This is a genomic window from Eubacterium sp. CAG:156, assembly GCF_000434315.1.
Classification (GTDB): domain Bacteria; phylum Bacillota; class Clostridia; order Lachnospirales; family Lachnospiraceae; genus Eubacterium_U; species Eubacterium_U album.
The window spans coordinates 1-16,752 of the sequence record NZ_FR878177.1 but is presented as its reverse complement, the minus strand read 5'-3'; the positions used below and the strand labels follow the sequence as shown (position 1 = coordinate 16,752).

The 16,752-nt window shown below is 31.6% G+C and carries 12 protein-coding genes and 1 other annotated feature; all 12 genes read left to right on the top strand.

Annotated features, from left to right (window positions below):
- Positions 1–3,507, top strand: a 3,507-nt coding sequence (locus tag ABMA45_RS08635) for an InlB B-repeat-containing protein (protein ID WP_348030163.1), incomplete at its 5' end; no start/stop codon positions are given.
- A gap of 163 nt (positions 3,508–3,670) precedes the next feature.
- Positions 3,671–4,975 carry a signal transduction histidine kinase gene (locus tag ABMA45_RS08630; RefSeq protein WP_022089490.1) on the top strand — a complete coding sequence of 435 codons (1,305 nt, stop codon included), beginning with the start codon at positions 3,671–3,673 and terminating at the stop codon, positions 4,973–4,975.
- Positions 4,976–5,026: 51 nt separating this feature from the next.
- Positions 5,027–6,376 carry a GHKL domain-containing protein gene (locus ABMA45_RS08625; protein ID WP_022089489.1) on the top strand — a complete coding sequence of 450 codons (1,350 nt, stop codon included), beginning with the start codon at positions 5,027–5,029 and terminating at the stop codon, positions 6,374–6,376.
- 282 nt (positions 6,377–6,658) lie between these two features.
- Positions 6,659–7,120: an Hsp20/alpha crystallin family protein gene (locus ABMA45_RS08620; protein WP_022089488.1), complete on the top strand. Its 462-nt coding sequence runs from the start codon at positions 6,659–6,661 to the stop codon at positions 7,118–7,120.
- 152 nt (positions 7,121–7,272) lie between these two features.
- Entirely contained in the window at positions 7,273–7,533 is a 261-nt protein-coding gene (locus ABMA45_RS08615; RefSeq protein WP_022089487.1) for an aminotransferase class I/II-fold pyridoxal phosphate-dependent enzyme, read from the top strand.
- Positions 7,534–7,829: 296 nt separating this feature from the next.
- On the top strand, positions 7,830–8,576 hold the full coding sequence (locus ABMA45_RS08610) for a copper homeostasis protein CutC (protein WP_022089486.1): 747 nt from the start codon (positions 7,830–7,832) through the stop codon (positions 8,574–8,576).
- Positions 8,577–8,700: 124 nt separating this feature from the next.
- Positions 8,701–8,957 (top strand) — a binding site (T-box leader).
- 79 nt (positions 8,958–9,036) lie between these two features.
- Positions 9,037–10,737: a carbon starvation CstA family protein gene (locus ABMA45_RS08605; RefSeq protein WP_022089485.1), complete on the top strand. Its 1,701-nt coding sequence runs from the start codon at positions 9,037–9,039 to the stop codon at positions 10,735–10,737.
- 107 nt (positions 10,738–10,844) lie between these two features.
- The gene (locus ABMA45_RS08600; protein WP_022089484.1) at positions 10,845–11,294 is read left to right on the top strand and encodes a helix-turn-helix domain-containing protein; all 450 of its coding nucleotides are present in this window, start codon (positions 10,845–10,847) and stop codon (positions 11,292–11,294) included.
- A gap of 736 nt (positions 11,295–12,030) precedes the next feature.
- The gene (locus ABMA45_RS08595; RefSeq protein WP_348030171.1) at positions 12,031–12,423 is read left to right on the top strand and encodes an IS3 family transposase; all 393 of its coding nucleotides are present in this window, start codon (positions 12,031–12,033) and stop codon (positions 12,421–12,423) included.
- A gap of 311 nt (positions 12,424–12,734) precedes the next feature.
- On the top strand, positions 12,735–12,938 hold the full coding sequence (locus ABMA45_RS08590; protein WP_117909192.1) for an HNH endonuclease: 204 nt from the start codon (positions 12,735–12,737) through the stop codon (positions 12,936–12,938).
- Positions 12,939–13,062: 124 nt separating this feature from the next.
- A complete protein-coding gene (locus ABMA45_RS08585; RefSeq protein ID WP_022089482.1) occupies positions 13,063–15,726 on the top strand; it encodes a glycoside hydrolase family 16 protein in 2,664 nt (887 codons plus the stop codon).
- Between the two features lie 346 nt (positions 15,727–16,072).
- The gene (locus ABMA45_RS08580; protein WP_022089481.1) at positions 16,073–16,447 is read left to right on the top strand and encodes a transposase; all 375 of its coding nucleotides are present in this window, start codon (positions 16,073–16,075) and stop codon (positions 16,445–16,447) included.
- Positions 16,448–16,752 lie beyond the last annotated feature (305 nt).

The window sequence follows — 16,752 nt, the reverse complement described above, 5'->3', positions numbered from 1 at the left end:
AAGAATGTAAAAGCAAATACAACAATTAAAGCAATATATAAAATAAATACATATTCTGTATCATTTGTAGATTATAAAGGAGATGTTATAGATAAGGTTCAAAAGGTTGAATATATGTCATCTGCAAATGAACCTACAGATATTCCTAGTAAAAATGGATATATTTTTGCAGGATGGAGTACAAATGAGTATAAAACAGTTAAAAAGTCATTGACAGTTAAAGCCACATATGTATGGGAAAATTCAGACTTACCAATTGTAACAGAGATTAAAAGTGCAAAAAGAAATGATGAAGGTACAGGATATACAGTTAATGTAAATTTAACTAATTTCCCGGATAATTTTACAAAAGGAAAATTAGTTGTTGCGTTAATGACAAAATCAGGGAAAATGGTTGCATCTGAGACTAGAGCAGTTAGTATGCCAAAAACAGGTGAATTGACAGACGAAATAACTGTGCTATATTCAGGATTAGCATCAAGAGTACAGGTTTCAATGGTAGGTGTAATTGATGATGAAACAACAGGAACACCTAAATCAAAAATAGTTACAGGTGCTGTAGATGTAGGAAACGAGTGGTCAGATTGGAGTACTACCGTTCCTGAGGGAGAAGACATAATTAAAGAATCTAGAACTGAATATAGATATAAAGATTCTAAAACAATTAAGTCAACAGGTACACCAACTACACCTAATGGATATTCATTAACAAATACATCGAATACAGGAACATATACATCATGGGGAAATTGGTCGGGATGGTCTAGAAACTGGGTTGGAGCTAACACTTTAACAGATGTTCAATCTCAAAACGGTTATAGAATATGTGCGTTTGCATGTAGTAGGTGTGGAAGAAGAGATCCTTTTGGAGGAGCTTGCTCAAATTGTGGAGCAGCATTGACATGGGTGCAGACAGAGGATACAGTTTCGGGATACGCCAGAGGATATTTAACAACAGATGAGGCAGGTTCAAATTTAAAAACTAAAGGTAGAGTAATAATAAATGGTGTAAGCTGGTATTTTGAACTAAATGGATGTAATAATGGTGAACCGCAAAGTGCAAGTGTTTCAGGTAATGGTAAAGGACAGGTAATTTACCCTATTTACAGATACAGAACAAGACAAGAATATAAAAATTATACATATTGGATGAATGAGTTCAGCAATTGGCAGGCTACGAAAGTTGATAGTTCATCTGATAAAAAGGTGGAGACAAGAACAACATATAGATTTAAAACAAATTCAACAGATGTTCCTTGCTATAACTATAAAAGGTATAAATATACAAACATAAATAATGGAAAGATTGTATATACATATACAAGTAAATATGCTGATAGTATGGAATATCCTGGAGAATGGGAATATAACAGAACATTTACAGAATTAAAGAAAATAGCTACTGTTGATGACGGTATTGATTTGTTTAATGGAACAGGAGAAGATTCATGGTATAGAGCCGATGTAAATGATGAATCTTCAAGTTTAGAATATAAAACAAAAGATACTTTAGAAGATAAAAATGGTGTAAAGAGAACAGTAGAGGGAGATATTCCTAATTCAGCAGGTAAAGTTGCAACATTATTAGTTTATAAAGGACAAAATGAAGATCCGATTGCAAGTCAGATTGAGTATATTAGTCAGGTGAAAATTGGAGAAAACGGTCATTATAAATTTGAATTTATAACAAAGGAAGAACCAACCGCAAAAACAGGAGATTTTATTATAACTTTAGGGATTGAAGGTTCAACTAATTATCAGGTAATAGGAAAAATCGAGGCACCAAAACAGGTATTTACAGTAGATTTTGTTGACGATGAAGGAAATAGTATTGGTGAGCAGAAGAAAGTTGCAGATGGTGGAACAGTAGAAGCACCTGAGGCACCTGAAAAAGAAGGATATGATTTTATAGGATGGGATACAGGTCTTAAAAATATACGTGAAAATATGGTAATTACAGCTCAGTATAAGAAGAAAAAATGCACAGTTATTTTTGTGGACTGGGATAATACATCTCTTGAAATTAAAGAGTTCGATTATGGTGATAAATTAACAACAGATAATATACCAAGTAAAGAAGGACAAAAATTTGATAAATGGGTAGATTCTGCAAATAAAGAAGTTAAAACAGTTACAGATAATATGATTGTTGAAGCATCATATAAGGATACAACATATACGGTTATTTTTAAGGATTGGGAAGGAAATGTTATAAGTGAACAACAAATAGCATATGGAGAAAAGGCTGAGATACCAGATAATCTATCAGCACCAAGTGCCAATGAAGTATTTAAATGTTGGAATGGATATGATGAGGCAATGTATGTTACTAAAGATATTGTAATATCGCCAGTTGCACAATATACAGAAGATAGCCCAAGTCCAATTTTTACTGTTCAATCAGGAACATATAAAACAGCACAAACGGTAGCGCTATATTCTACTATTGCTAATGCAGATATATATTATTATATTGCGGATAAAGATTCATTAAATTCGGATGATATGTATATGGGGGAAGATGTTTTTAAAAAGTATGAAAAGCCATTTGTTATATCTGAAAGTGCTATTATTTATGCATATTCTAAGATAACTAATATGAATCAAAGTGAAATTACTTATAGTGCAATTCAGATTGGTGAAGAAGTTGATACAACGGAATCTACAGTAATAGATGAAACAACTAAATATGAGCCAACTACAACAAGTGATTTAAGTACAACAGAATCTACAGTAACAAATGAAACAAGTGAGTCTGTTTCAACTACAATAGGGGATTTAAGTACAACAGAGTATAATTCATCTAATGAGACTACTACTTCCGGTAATATTGAAAGTGTAAAGAAACCGGAGGGAATTGTAGGAATAGTTGATGTAACAGGAAACTATAATGTTTTTTGGAATACAGATACGAATGTTTTGTACTACAACATTTATTTAAATGGTGTAATTATGGCAAATACTATTAATAGTTCATATATGCTGGCAGCATCTTTGTTTGCAAGTAGTGGAATTTATACAATTGGAATTCAGGCAGTTGGAAAAAATGGTGTATCAGAAATCTCACAAGTTACTTATACAGTGACAGTAGAAGATAATAGTACAATACAACACAGAGAAACGAATATTAGTAATGTTGAGTCATCAAAGCAAGATGAAAAATCTAGTGCAAACGATGTAATAACAACAAAATCAACAGTTGATAGTGTTATATTAAAGAAACAAAAAATCACAACTGCTAAAATAAGAAAATATAAGGTAAACAATTTGAAGAAGAAAAAGGTAGTATTCAATTTAAAAGCGAAAACTACCGGTGATGGTCAGTTGCAATACAGTATCTATAAATGCTTGCCTTCAAAAGTATCAAAGTATATTTCGGTTTCTAAAAAGGGAAAGGTAACTATAAAAAAAGGAGCACCAAAAGGTACATACAGAATATTAGTAATTGCACAAAGTACAGATAAATATGATTATGCAAAGAAGATATTAAAAATTAAGGTTAAGTAAATACTTAGTTATTATGAGACAAAAATGCCAAATATTATTGTGAGAAAAAGCAGTAAGATTTGGCATTTTTTTGATTTAGTTATTCCTATTTATATGTTAAAGTTAATATTGGTATTAGTATTTACAAAGGCAGAAAATATTAAATAAACAATAGGGAGATATTATGGAAAAAACAAATGATGTAATTATAACATTGATAAATGGCGGGTTTTATGAAATCTTTTTGATTTTTGCAATGTACTATAGTTTCGTGATTTTACTTGGAATAGAGAAAAGCAAAAGAAGAATTTTTTTACCAATATTCTTTGTTAGTATGCTTACTTTTAATTTGACAATAATGTATTATACATATTTTGGAGATGAGTCTGTTAATAGTAAGTGCATTATTTTGATGCTTCAGGGAATAAATACTCTGATTTATTTTTGTACATTAAAAGTGATAACAAAGAAAAAATATTTGGAAATATTTATTTCAGACATGATAGCACAGATAATATCTATTGTTATATCATTTAGCCCAATTACAATAATAGCTCATATACTTGGGAAAAAACAAAGAACTCTTATAACATTAGAATTGAGTTTAAATAATATAATTACTTTTGCAACAGTATTAGTGATAATGATTGTATTGATTGCAATAGAAAAATATGTGCTTAAAAGGTTTTTTGATGATTATTTTAAAAGTGAAATCAAGCATAGAATATTTTGGTGGATTATTGTATTGATATTTACCATAAGCGGATTAACTACAACAGCTATTCAAAGTGGAAGTACTATCTTTATTGCAATGAATATTATTATGATTATAATAATGTTTTCTGTGCTATATGCAGTTTCATGGTTTATGCGTTTGCAAAAAGAAAAACAGATAAAGAAGGAAAATCAGATTTTAAGTATTGAAAATGCAGTTATGAAAGAATACTATAATACATTAAAATTTCAGATGGAAAGAACAAGAAAGTTTAGACATGATATTGAAAAGCACATGAATTTGATAAAAGACATACAAACATCTAAAAGAAGTAAGCAGGATATTTTAAAATATGTAGGACAAATTGAGGAACAATATAATAATCTTAAAACGATAGATTATTGTGGAAATCCTGTTATAAATGCAATATTTGTAAATAGACGAGAGCAATGTGAAAATCAAGGAATTAATATTAAAATTAAAGTAGGAAATTTTGATGTCAAACAAATTTCTGAAATGGATTTGGTGGCGTTACTCTCAAATTTATTTGATTTAGTAATAGAAAATAGTGAAGTTACAAATGTGAAAAAATTAGATTTTAAATGCTCTAAAGAAAAAAATAATTTCTTAATTTGCATTAAATTTGATGGTAATTTTAATAAAAATAAAGACAAGATGAAAATTAGTGTAATAAAAGAAATTACAGAAAAATACCAGGGAGTATTTGATGATAAATATTTGAATGGAGCAAATGAGATTACGGTTATTATTTAAAGAAAGATTGTATTTTGAAAATAAAATATAATACAAATGAAAAGGTAGATAATGTATAGCGGAAAAGAATTAGTTATAAATATGATAAATGCAGCAGTTTTAGAATTGCTGGTAAGTATTGCAACATATTATGCAATTAAAATATTACTTGGGGTACAAAAAGATAAAAGATTAAAATTGTTTTGCATTATTTTAATGAAATTATTTTTTCTTAATTTGACAATTGTGTTTTATAAATATACACACATACTTACGCAAGATGAGACTAATACAATAACTATTATTAATGGAATATACATATTGATATTTTTTGTCCTATTAAAATTACTCACAAGTAAACCATATTTAAAAATTATGTTAGCAAATTTTATTGTCGAGACATTTGGAATTGCATTTATAGTTATGCCTACGGTTGTGATAACCGGCGGAAAGAATGATATGCTACCTTATTTTGTAAAAACAAATATGGATAGTAAAAACATTATAATAGCAATTGTCGCATTATTAATATCTATATTTGAAATTTTTATAATGACAACAATTATAAAGAAATGCTTTGGAAACTTTTCTGAAAAGAGAATAAAGTATCCTATTATATGGTGGATGCTATTGATTATTTTTGATATGTATGCGTTTTTTGTTAATTCTGCGAAATCTTTTGTGACTAAAGAAATCATGTTTGTTATTGTTTTATATGTTTTTAGAATTTGCACAGCTATTTTAATTATGTATAGTGTATCTTGGATAATCCGCAAGAAAAATGAAAAAAGAATAGCACAGGAAAATAAAATTTTAAATATAGAAAATACAGTAATGAAGGAATATTATCGGACACTTAAATATCAGATGGAAAATACCGAAAAGATTAAACGTGATATTGAGATTAAAATGAAAGAAATCAGAACGTTATTAAGCCAAAATAATGAAATTGATTCTTTTGAAAAAGGCATTTGCGAAATGCCAATGATTAGCGATAATAATTTGTATAATTATTGTAATAACATATTGATTAATTCAGTTATTGAAAATAAAGTAAGACAATGCGGGCAAAATGGAATTAATATAAAAATTGAAGCTGATGTAAATGAACAGATTTTAGTAAGTGAAATTGATTTAATAGCAATAATAGCAAACCTATTTGACAATGCGATAGAAGAAAGTAAAAAATTAAAACAAGGGGAAATTGAATTTTATTGTAAATGTAATATGGAAGTACTTGAAATTAAAATTAATAATAAAACTTTAAAACAAAGTCCGATTACAATTGGTGATACAACTAAGAAAAATAAGCAGAAACATGGAATGGGACAGGCTATTATATATGATATTGTTAAGAAGTACAACGGAAAAATTAAGGTGTATGTTATGGAAAATAGATATTATACAGAGATGGTAATATAAGTTCACAAAATCTTCACAAAAAAATTAGCACTCACCTCTTGACAGTGCTAACAAAACGAGTTATAACGTAATCAGAACAAAGGAAGAGAGTTAAAAGATAAGGATTTAAAGATTAATGAATGATAATTCAGGTAATTGTTTTTAGTGAATGATGATTCAGCAATCAGTAAAAATCCAAGTGTTTAACCAAAACCTTAGTTTACAATATAAAAAACTACACCTCGGATTTCTCCGATAGTGCAAATATAATTTTTATATCTGATTTGAAAGGAGATATGACTTATGATGATGCCTAGTATTTTTGGAGAAAACTTATTTGATGATTTTATGAATGATTTTACAGATGATTTTGCATTCCCAGCATTTTCTGATGCAGGAAAAGAATTGTATGGTAAACATGCAAAGAATTTGATGAAAACAGATGTAAAAGATACTGAAAACGGATATGAGGTAGATATAGACCTTCCGGGATTTAAGAAGGATGAAATCCAGATGAAACTGGAAGATGGTATGTTAACAATCAGCGCCGCTAAAGGTCTTGATAAGGATGAGAAAGATAAGAAGGGTAAATATGTAAGACGTGAACGTTATGCAGGAAGCTTGAGCAGAAGCTTTTATGTAGGTGATAACGTAACAGTCGAAGATATTCATCCTAAATATGAAAATGGTATTTTATCATTTAATGTTCCAAAAGAACAGGAGAAGATAGAACCAAAAAGTAAATACATTGCTATTGAAGGATAAAATAGCATAAGATGAATCATCAGATGATGATTTGAATAAAACTCCCTTTGCCGATGCGTGAAGGGAGTTTTTATATGCCATAAATTAGTTATACGTAGAGTGAAAATATTATATAACTCTTGACTTGAAGTTAGGGTTATGTGCTAACATAGATGAAGAACATAGATGTAACAATATATTCATTTGATGGTGCAGAGAATGTAGAAATTCATAATGCAAAGTTGCTTTCTAAAGATGCGTTTTGGAATAGTAAAAATGTAATGGTAGATGATTCATATATTTCAGGTGAATATTTAGGTTGGAATGTGGAAAGTAAACTTGCAAATCCACAGACTTCAATGTTAATTTTTTGCAATCCACACAATCCGGTTGGCAAAATGTGGGACAAGGAAACGTTAGAAAAGATAGGCTGAATGAATTTAGCATGCCCAAGAGAAAGACTTGAGGATGGACTTTTAAGACTCAAAAGAAGTATAGAAGAGTATGTAAGATAATATAGTTTATATCGAATAATAGGGAAGAAATTAGGATAAACATTTAGAAGTGTAATTATTTAAAAACGCATAGTGTATATGCTGTCTTTTATGTATAATAGATATATTGACGAATATGTAAAACTTAAGGAATACAAAAATTGTTCCGTTTTGATAACTGTTTTTAATAATAGTCATGAATAAAAATAAATATATTATAAAAAGAGGAAAAAAGAATGAATCAATATGTGTTAGAAGTATGCGTGGATTCTGTAGAATCAGCTATTGCAGCAACTAATGGAGGGGCAACCAGAATTGAATTATGTTCAAATATTATTATAGGAGGAACAACACCTGATTTAGAGTTGTTTAAAATAATAAGAAATAAAATTCGAATTCCAATAAATGTTATGATAAGACCAAGATTTGGAGATTTTTGCTATACAGAATCAGAATTTGAGATAATGTGCAGACAAAGTGAAAAATTTGCAAGAGAAGGAGCAAATGCCATTGTTATAGGTTGTCTTAATCCTGATGGAAGTTTGAATGAGGCATATATGAAGGAAATTATGAATATGGCAACAGGATGCAGAGTTACTCTTCATAGAGCATATGATATGTGTAAAAATCCATTTGAAGCATTTGAGACCGCTAGGAAATTAGGTATAGATACAATATTGACTTCAGGACAAAAAAATAGTTGTATTGAAGGTGTAAAGTTAATTAAAAAACTAGTTGAAAAAACAAGTGATATAGAGATCTTAGTTGGTGCAGGTGTAAATTCAGATAATATTAAGGAAATAGCTAAAATAACCGGGGCAAAAAGCTTTCATATGACAGGTAAGGTTGTAGAAAACAGCAAAATGGAATATCGAAATGATGATGTTAATATGGGAATCCCCGGGTTAAGTGAATATGAAATTTATAGAACAGACGAAAAAAATATAAGAAAAACAGCTGAAATATTAAAATTATTAAAATAATGCTTAATATAATTATGCAAATAATTTGGACATAGTTTAAATAATTAAATTGTAGAAAAATAATAAATTTATTGTTGCATGATTTAATAATAAGTGATAAAACAGAACTTGTAAAAAGTAATAGTTAGTTGCGTAGAAAGGGATACATTACAATAAAGTGTCTTGATTACAGAGAACCGAGGTAGCTGAGAATCGGAAGAAAAGAATTGTTGTAACATCACCCTGGAGCATCTCTCCCAAAACTTAACATAGTGAGTAGGCAGAGACGTAGTCTTCACGTTACAGAAGAAGCTGTTGGATGTGACAGTGATAAGTGGTTTTAATTAGTGATAATTATTTCAAACAAAGTGGTACCACGAAATTGATATTTTCGCCTTTGTTGTCGTAAGACAATGAAGGCTTTTTCTTTTGTAATAAAAGAATAAACTAGCTAAATAATAACAAAAGAGAGGTAATACAAATGAATGGAATCTTAATGATGGTAATTGCGATTGTAGTACTTGGAGGAGCGTATCTTCTTTATGGTCGTTACCTTCAAAACAAATGGGGCATTGACCCTAATGCAAAAACTCCGGCATATGAATTACAGGATGGAGTTGATTATGTACCGGCGGATACAAATGTGGTATTTGGACATCAGTTTGCATCAATAGCAGGTGCGGGTCCTATTAATGGACCTATTCAGGCAGCAGTTTTTGGTTGGCTTCCTGTTTTATTATGGTTGCTTGTAGGTGGTGTGTTCTTCGGAGCTGTTCAGGATTTTGCATCAATGTATGCATCAGTTAAAAACAAAGGTCGTACAATTGGTTACATAATTGAAGAATATATTGGAAAATTAGGAAAGAAATTATTTTTACTTTTCTGTTGGTTATTCTGTATTTTAGTAGTTGCAGCATTTGCAGATGTTGTAGCCGGAACATTTAACGGATTTACAGTACCTGAAGTTGCAGGACAGGCAGTAGAAAAAATCTCAGCAAACGGTGCAGTAGCAATGACTTCAATTTTATTTATTTTTGAAGCAGTAGCACTTGGAATGATTTTAAAATATGCAAAATTAAATAAATGGGTAAATACAGTAATAGCAATTGCAATGTTAGTAGTAGCAGTAGTAATTGGTTTAAACTTCCCTGTTTATTTAACAAGAGAAACATGGCATCTTTTTATATTCGCTTATATATTTATTGCCAGTGTAGTTCCTGTATGGGCATTATTGCAGCCTAGAGATTATTTAAACAGTTATTTATTAATTTTTATGATTGTAGGTGCAGTTGTAGGTATATTTGTTTCAAATCCTTCATGTAACTTACAGGCATTTACAAGTTTCAACGTAGATGGACAGTATATGTTCCCAATTTTATTTGTAACAATAGCATGTGGAGCCGTATCAGGTTTCCATTCACTTGTTTCATCAGGAACAGCTTCAAAGCAAATTAAAAATGAAAAGAATATGTTACCTGTATCATTTGGTGCAATGCTTATGGAAAGTATGCTTGGTGTAATCGCATTAATCGCAGTTGCTTCATTTGCAAAAGGAGAAGCAGCAGCACAGGGCTTAACAACACAGCCACAGATTTTTGCAGGTGCAATTGCAAACTTCTTATCAGCAGTTGGTTTACCACATAATTTAGTATTTACATTAATTAACCTTGCTGTTTCAGCTTTTGCTTTAACATCACTTGACTCAGTTGCAAGAATTGGTCGTCTTTCATTCCAGGAATTCTTCTTAGATGAAGGAGTAACTGATGATAATATGACACCATTCCAGAAGGTAGTAACAAATAAGTATTTTGCTACAGTTATTACATTAGTTCTTGCATTCTTACTTGCAAAAGTTGGTTATGCAGAAATTTGGCCATTATTTGGTTCAGCAAACCAGTTGTTATCAGTACTTGCTTTAGTAGCTTGTGCAGTATTCTTAAAGAAAACAAAACGTCAGGGTTGGATGTTATGGGTACCAATGTTCTTTATGATGGCAGTTACATTTACAGCCCTTGGAATGACAATTTACAAATTAAGTGGAGCATTTGCTACAACAGGATTATCACTTGGAAATACATTACAGTTAATCTTTGCAGTATTACTTTTAATCCTTGGTGTAATTGTTGCCGTACAGGGTGTAAAGAAGTTATTTGAAAAAAATGAAGAAAAAGAAGTTGCATAAAATGAGACGTAAGTAAGTTATAAAGACTGTCGTATTAAAATGATAGAATGATATGCTACCCTCATATAGGACAATAAAATATAAAAGTCCTATATGGGGGTATTTTTATGTCCAGAAAAAGCAAAATAGATCCAATAGTAAAAGTAAAAATAGTTGAGCAATATCTTGATGGAGAGATTGGACTGAGTCAGGCAAGTAAAAAACTTGGAGTTGCCTCCCAAAGTATTAGAAAATGGATTTCTATATACCAATGCAATGGACCAGCAGGTTTACTTAATCAGCCCAAAAACAAGAGTTACTCAAAAACACTAAAAATATCTGCGGTAAATGATTATCTTAATGGAGCAGGTTCTCTTGATGATATTTGCTCAAAATATGGAATCCGTTCACATACACAACTTTTAAAGTGGATTAAGGTGTATAATTCTGGTGGAATATTAAAAACATCCACTGGAGGTGCTTGCATGAAAAAAGCAAAATCAACGACTCTTGATGAGCGATTAAAAATAGTTATGGAATGCCTGCAAATGATAAGAATTATGGAGCAATGGCTTTAAAATATCAATGTTCTTATCAACAAGTTCGTAACTGGGTAAAACGGTACGAAAAAATGGGAAGTAAAGGTCTGGAAGACCGCCGTGGTAGACGAGTCGGATCATTACCAAGTCGTACACCTGAGGAAGTATTACGTGATAGAATCGCTGAACTCGAAAGAAAAAATCTTGATTTACAAATGGAAAATAATCTGTTAAAAAAAGTCAGAGAACTGGAAAGGAGGGACCGTTATTTTTAGTTCACCGTTTAGCTGCATATAAGGCAATCAAAGAATTATCCTCTGACAAGAGATATCCTATAGATAAACTTTGTAAGTATCTTAATATTACACGCTCTGCATACTATAACTGGCTAAAGCATCCGAAAAGCAATAATGAATTGCAGAATGAAACGTTATCTGTTGAAATTCAAAAGATACATAAAGAACATCCGGATATGGGATATCGTAGAATCCGAGATGAATTAGATGGACACAAAGGAATTCATGTGAATGATAAACGAGTTCTCCGCATCTGTAGAAAATATGATATAAAGTCAAATATTAAATGGAAACCCAAAAGCTGTACCAGAGGAGACCAGAATCCCGATCACATTGCAAAAAACTATTTGCATCGAGATTTTCATGCGGATAAGCCGAACGAGAAATGGCTCACTGATGTGTCCGAGTTTAAATATTACATTGGAAATGAAGTTCACAAGATATATTTGAGTGCCATTTTAGATTTATACGATTGAAGAATTGTAACTTTTAAAATAAGTGACCATAATGATAATCCATTAGTTATGGATACTTTTGATGAAGCAGTTCGCTTGGAACCTGATGCACATCCACTCTTCCACTCTGATCGTGGATTTCAATATACAAGTGCGCAGTTCCGTACCAGATTAAAGAAACATCATATGAAACAAAGCATGTCAAGAGTCGCCCATTGTATTGATAATGGACCGATGGAAGGATTTTGGGGGATTCTAAAGCAAGAGATGTATTACTGCCAACATTTCAATGATAGAACTGCCTTAATTGCAGCTATAACCGATTACATTAATTACTACAATAACCAACGATTACAAAGAAAGTTAAATGTGATGACACCAATGGAATATCATAATCAATATATAAAAGTAGCTTAAAAATATCGCCAGCCGTAAATCGGCTGACGATACAAAAATTTATTATTTTTTATTGTCCTATTGACAGGTAGCACACCATTTCTTTTAATTTCTTGCCAATAGAATCGAAATCAATATCCTTCATGAAATCACCTCATATTATATGATATATAATTGTAATATTTTTATAGCTGTAGTATAATAATCCAAAACTATAAAAAAGTTTAGCCACAGAGTAAAAACAAGCAGAAAGGAGAGAAGATAGGGGTTATAGAAGCAATTATTTTGATAAAAATGATGCATATGATAACAACAATGGTTGGTATAAATGTATTAAGTGTGGACGTAGTTTCAGAAAAGGTGATATGGATATTGACCACATTATTCCACAGAAATATGGTGGAAGAGATTCCGTATTAAATTTACAATGTATTTGTAAGCATTGTAATCGTTCTAAGCAAGCTAGTTTAAGAGATACCCCAAAAGATTTGTTTGGAGCAACTAAAAGGAAAGTAAAAAGTTATTATAATAATTAAAACGTTTTTATAAAATTTGAATACCATATAAAAATACAGACCATTTAAAGAAAAAATGAATATTCATATAATTAAAAGGCAGTATAGCGAGATTATTTCCGTAAGGGAAAAGAAAGGAAGTATTATGAAAGAATTTTTTAGTATGGGAAAAACTATGAAAAAATTAATTTCTGTTGTAATGTCTCTGGCATTGTTGCTTACTTCAGCAGGAGTAATTTTTTCAGGTAGTGATGTAAAGGGAGCAGCGGCAGAAGTTGTTTCATCAATGGATTATTATTCAACAAATGATGGACCAACAATTACACATTCAGGAGTTGGTACAGTTAGCTATGGATTTGTAATGCCAAAGTTTAACGGAAAAGCCAGTAGTGAACTTTCCATTGCAGATGTGGAAAAAGACATTCAGGTTTATGTTAAACAGGAAAACGGAACAAATGGTGAATGGAAGAAAATTGAAGATGTAAGTTACTTCAAGTGGAATGACACTTGGGCATGGGAATATCAGTCATGGGGTGGCTGGGTTTGCTGGATGAAACTTACAGAAACAACATATTTCCGTTTCCATGGAAAAACAAATAACATAAATCTTGATTACAAATTGGAACTTAACAAACTTTCAAAGTATAAGCTTACAAGTATTTCTACAACAGAAACAAATATTCAGGCAGATACAACAGGTGGTTCAGCTACACATTGGGGAGCATGGACATTTAATGGAGACAAGAGTATCAAGTATGAACAGATTCAGGATGATGTTAACATTACAGTAGACAACAATGACGGAAAAGGATTTGTTCAGTTTTTAGGCAATGCAGCATCAGGATTTCTGTGGGATCAGAACTTTGGATATTACTCAGATGGTGATGGTGGATATTGGTTTACAAATATCAGTTGGTCATTTACATTAAGATTTGCATCAAAGTCAAATCCAAATGTACATCAGGATGTAAAAGTTACATATACAAAGCCAACCAGATCAAATTACAAAATCACAGCATATAATGGCACATCATACGATGCAAGCACAAGTGGTACAGCATCAGTTGGTATTCCGCTTCCAAAAATTGGTGGAACAGAAGCTATAAAAGATGATTTGGATTTATTTAAATACGAAGTTAAGGTAGATGGAAAGTGGATTCCACTTACAGATGTTGCAGCCTGTGGATGGGTATATGAAGGAAGTGGTTACAACAAATATTCACTAAGCAGTCAGTGGGGTTATTTTGTTGATCATGTTTATGGACTTTGGTTCCAGCCTGTAAGACAGGATACAGAAATAAAAGTCACATATCCTATTGATGGTAAAAAAGGTGGAGATGCAAGCAATAACTATGTATTGTATACAATTAAAGGAAATACATCTTATAAGCCAACACTTCCATCAGATATGTCAGATATTAAAGTAAATGACAATTCAAATGCATATACACCGGCAGGTTGGAAGATGATTTTCAATGATGAATTTGATGGTGCATCTCTTGACACAAGCAAGTGGTCATATGATGAAGGATTCTTACTTAAAGAAGACGATATTAACACAGCCGGTTGGGGAAATCAGGAACTTGAATACTACACAAGAGACAATGTATCAGTAAAAGATGGTGCATTAAATATTCTTATGAAAAAGCAGTCAAAGGTATTTACAGAAAAAGGTGATCCATCTAAGAAAGCAACTGCTCAGTATTCATCAGGAAAGATTACAACAAAAGATAAATTCTCAGTGAAATACGGACGAGTTGATTTCAGAGCAAAAATGCCTACAGGTACAGGCATATGGCCTGCTATGTGGATGCTTCCAAATGACTCACGTTATGGTTCATGGCCATTATCAGGTGAAATAGATGTATTTGAAGGACGTGGAAGAACACCAAATATGGTATTTGGTACATTACATTATGGTGCACAGTGGCCAAATAATATTAATACATCAGATGCATTTAACATAACACGAGATGGTAATAAAAAGACAGGCATTGACGACTGGCATGTATACAGTGTTCAGTGGGATGCTGAAAATATTAAGATTTACTGTGATGGCAAATGCTATTTCAAATGTACATATGGTGAGTGGTATTCAGGCTCAGACAGAGGAAATGCATATGCACCGTTTGACCAGAGATTTTACCTTATTTTAAATCTTGCAGCAGGTGGAACATTTGACAGTGGTTATGTACCTGACAGCAGTTTTACATCAGGAACAATGTTAGTTGATTATGTTCGTGTTTACCAGCGTATGGTTAAGGCAGGAGAAGACGAGAAGGCAGACAATAATGCAGGAGTTTCTACAAATGGAGCAAAGGATGGTCTTTATGGAGATTATAAGATTGGGAAAGGTGTAACGCCGGTTACTCCAGAAACAACAAATCCGAGTGAAACAAAACCTGAGGGAACAACAAATCCAAGTGAAACAAAACCTGAGGGAACAACAGCTTCAGGTGAAACAAAACCTGAAGGAACAACAGCCTCTCCAACAACAAAGAAAACACAGAAAAAGACTCCAAACAAAGCATTAAAAACAACAGTTGTAAAGAAAGCAACAAAGAAGAAAAATGCAAAGAAAATCAGGCTTTCATTTAGAAAAGTTAAAGGTGCTAAAAGATATCAGGTACAGGTTTCTGAGAATAAAAAGTTTACATCAGTTATTGTAACAAAGACAGTAAAGAAATATAAAAAAGTAACAATTTCTAAAAAAGCATTTGAAAAGAAAAAGGAACTTTTTGTACGAGTTAGAGCCGTTGGCTGCAAGAAGTGGTCAAAACCTAAAAAAGTTAGAATTTTAAAGAAATAATAATTAAAAAATAAAGTAGACCGTTATATTATAAAAATTTCATTATAATGATGAAGTTTTATGTATAACGGTCTATTGCTATTTTGCCCGTAAACAATTAAAATAAAAGCAATATTTTGAGAAAACCAGGAGGGTATTATGAATCAGAAAAAGTTAGGTTTTGGCTTGATGAGATTACCACTTAAAAACTAAAATGAAGCAGACAATATTTTCAATGAGCAGTTACGTAAAACAGGTGTAGAATATTTCGACTATTATCTGTTACATGATGTAGGATATGATCATTATAAAAAATATTCAGAACTTGGTTGCTTTGAATGGCTGGTAGAAAAGAAAAAAGCAGATTGTGAGAAACATTCTTAAAAATGAGCCTTTTGGAAGTCAAAAGATATCAAAAATAATAAAGACATCTGATGCAAAGTTGTTTCTGATAAAGATGCAGCAGGAAGATGGGAGAGGGCATAGCACGATAAAGACAGTGCGAGGAGTTCTTCGTCCGGCATTTCAGATGGCTGTGGATGATGACGTCCTTATGAAAAATCCCTTCCAGTTTGAATTAGCAGGAGTGGTAGTCAATGATGCTGTTACAAGGGAAGCAGTTACAAAAGACCAAATGCGAAAATTTTTGAAATTTATACATGATGATGTGGTTTATTGTAAATACTATGAAGTGATTTATATCCTTTTTCACACTGGTATGAGAATTTCGGAATTTTGTTGACTTACGATGAGGGATATTGATTTAGAGAAAAGAACCATCAATATTGATCATCAGCTATAAAGAACTTCCAAAAGAGAATATGTAATTGAGCCAACAAAAACAAATGCCGGAACAAGGGTTATTCCAATGACAAATGAAGTGACAGAGATGTTTCGAGCAATTATTGAGGATAGACCAGATTATAAGGTTGAAAAAGTGGTAGATGGTTATACGGGATTTCTTTTTCTGGACAAAGATGGAATGCCGCTTGTAGCCATGCATTGGGAACACAGATTCAATCATATGGTCAGCAGGTATAATGAAAT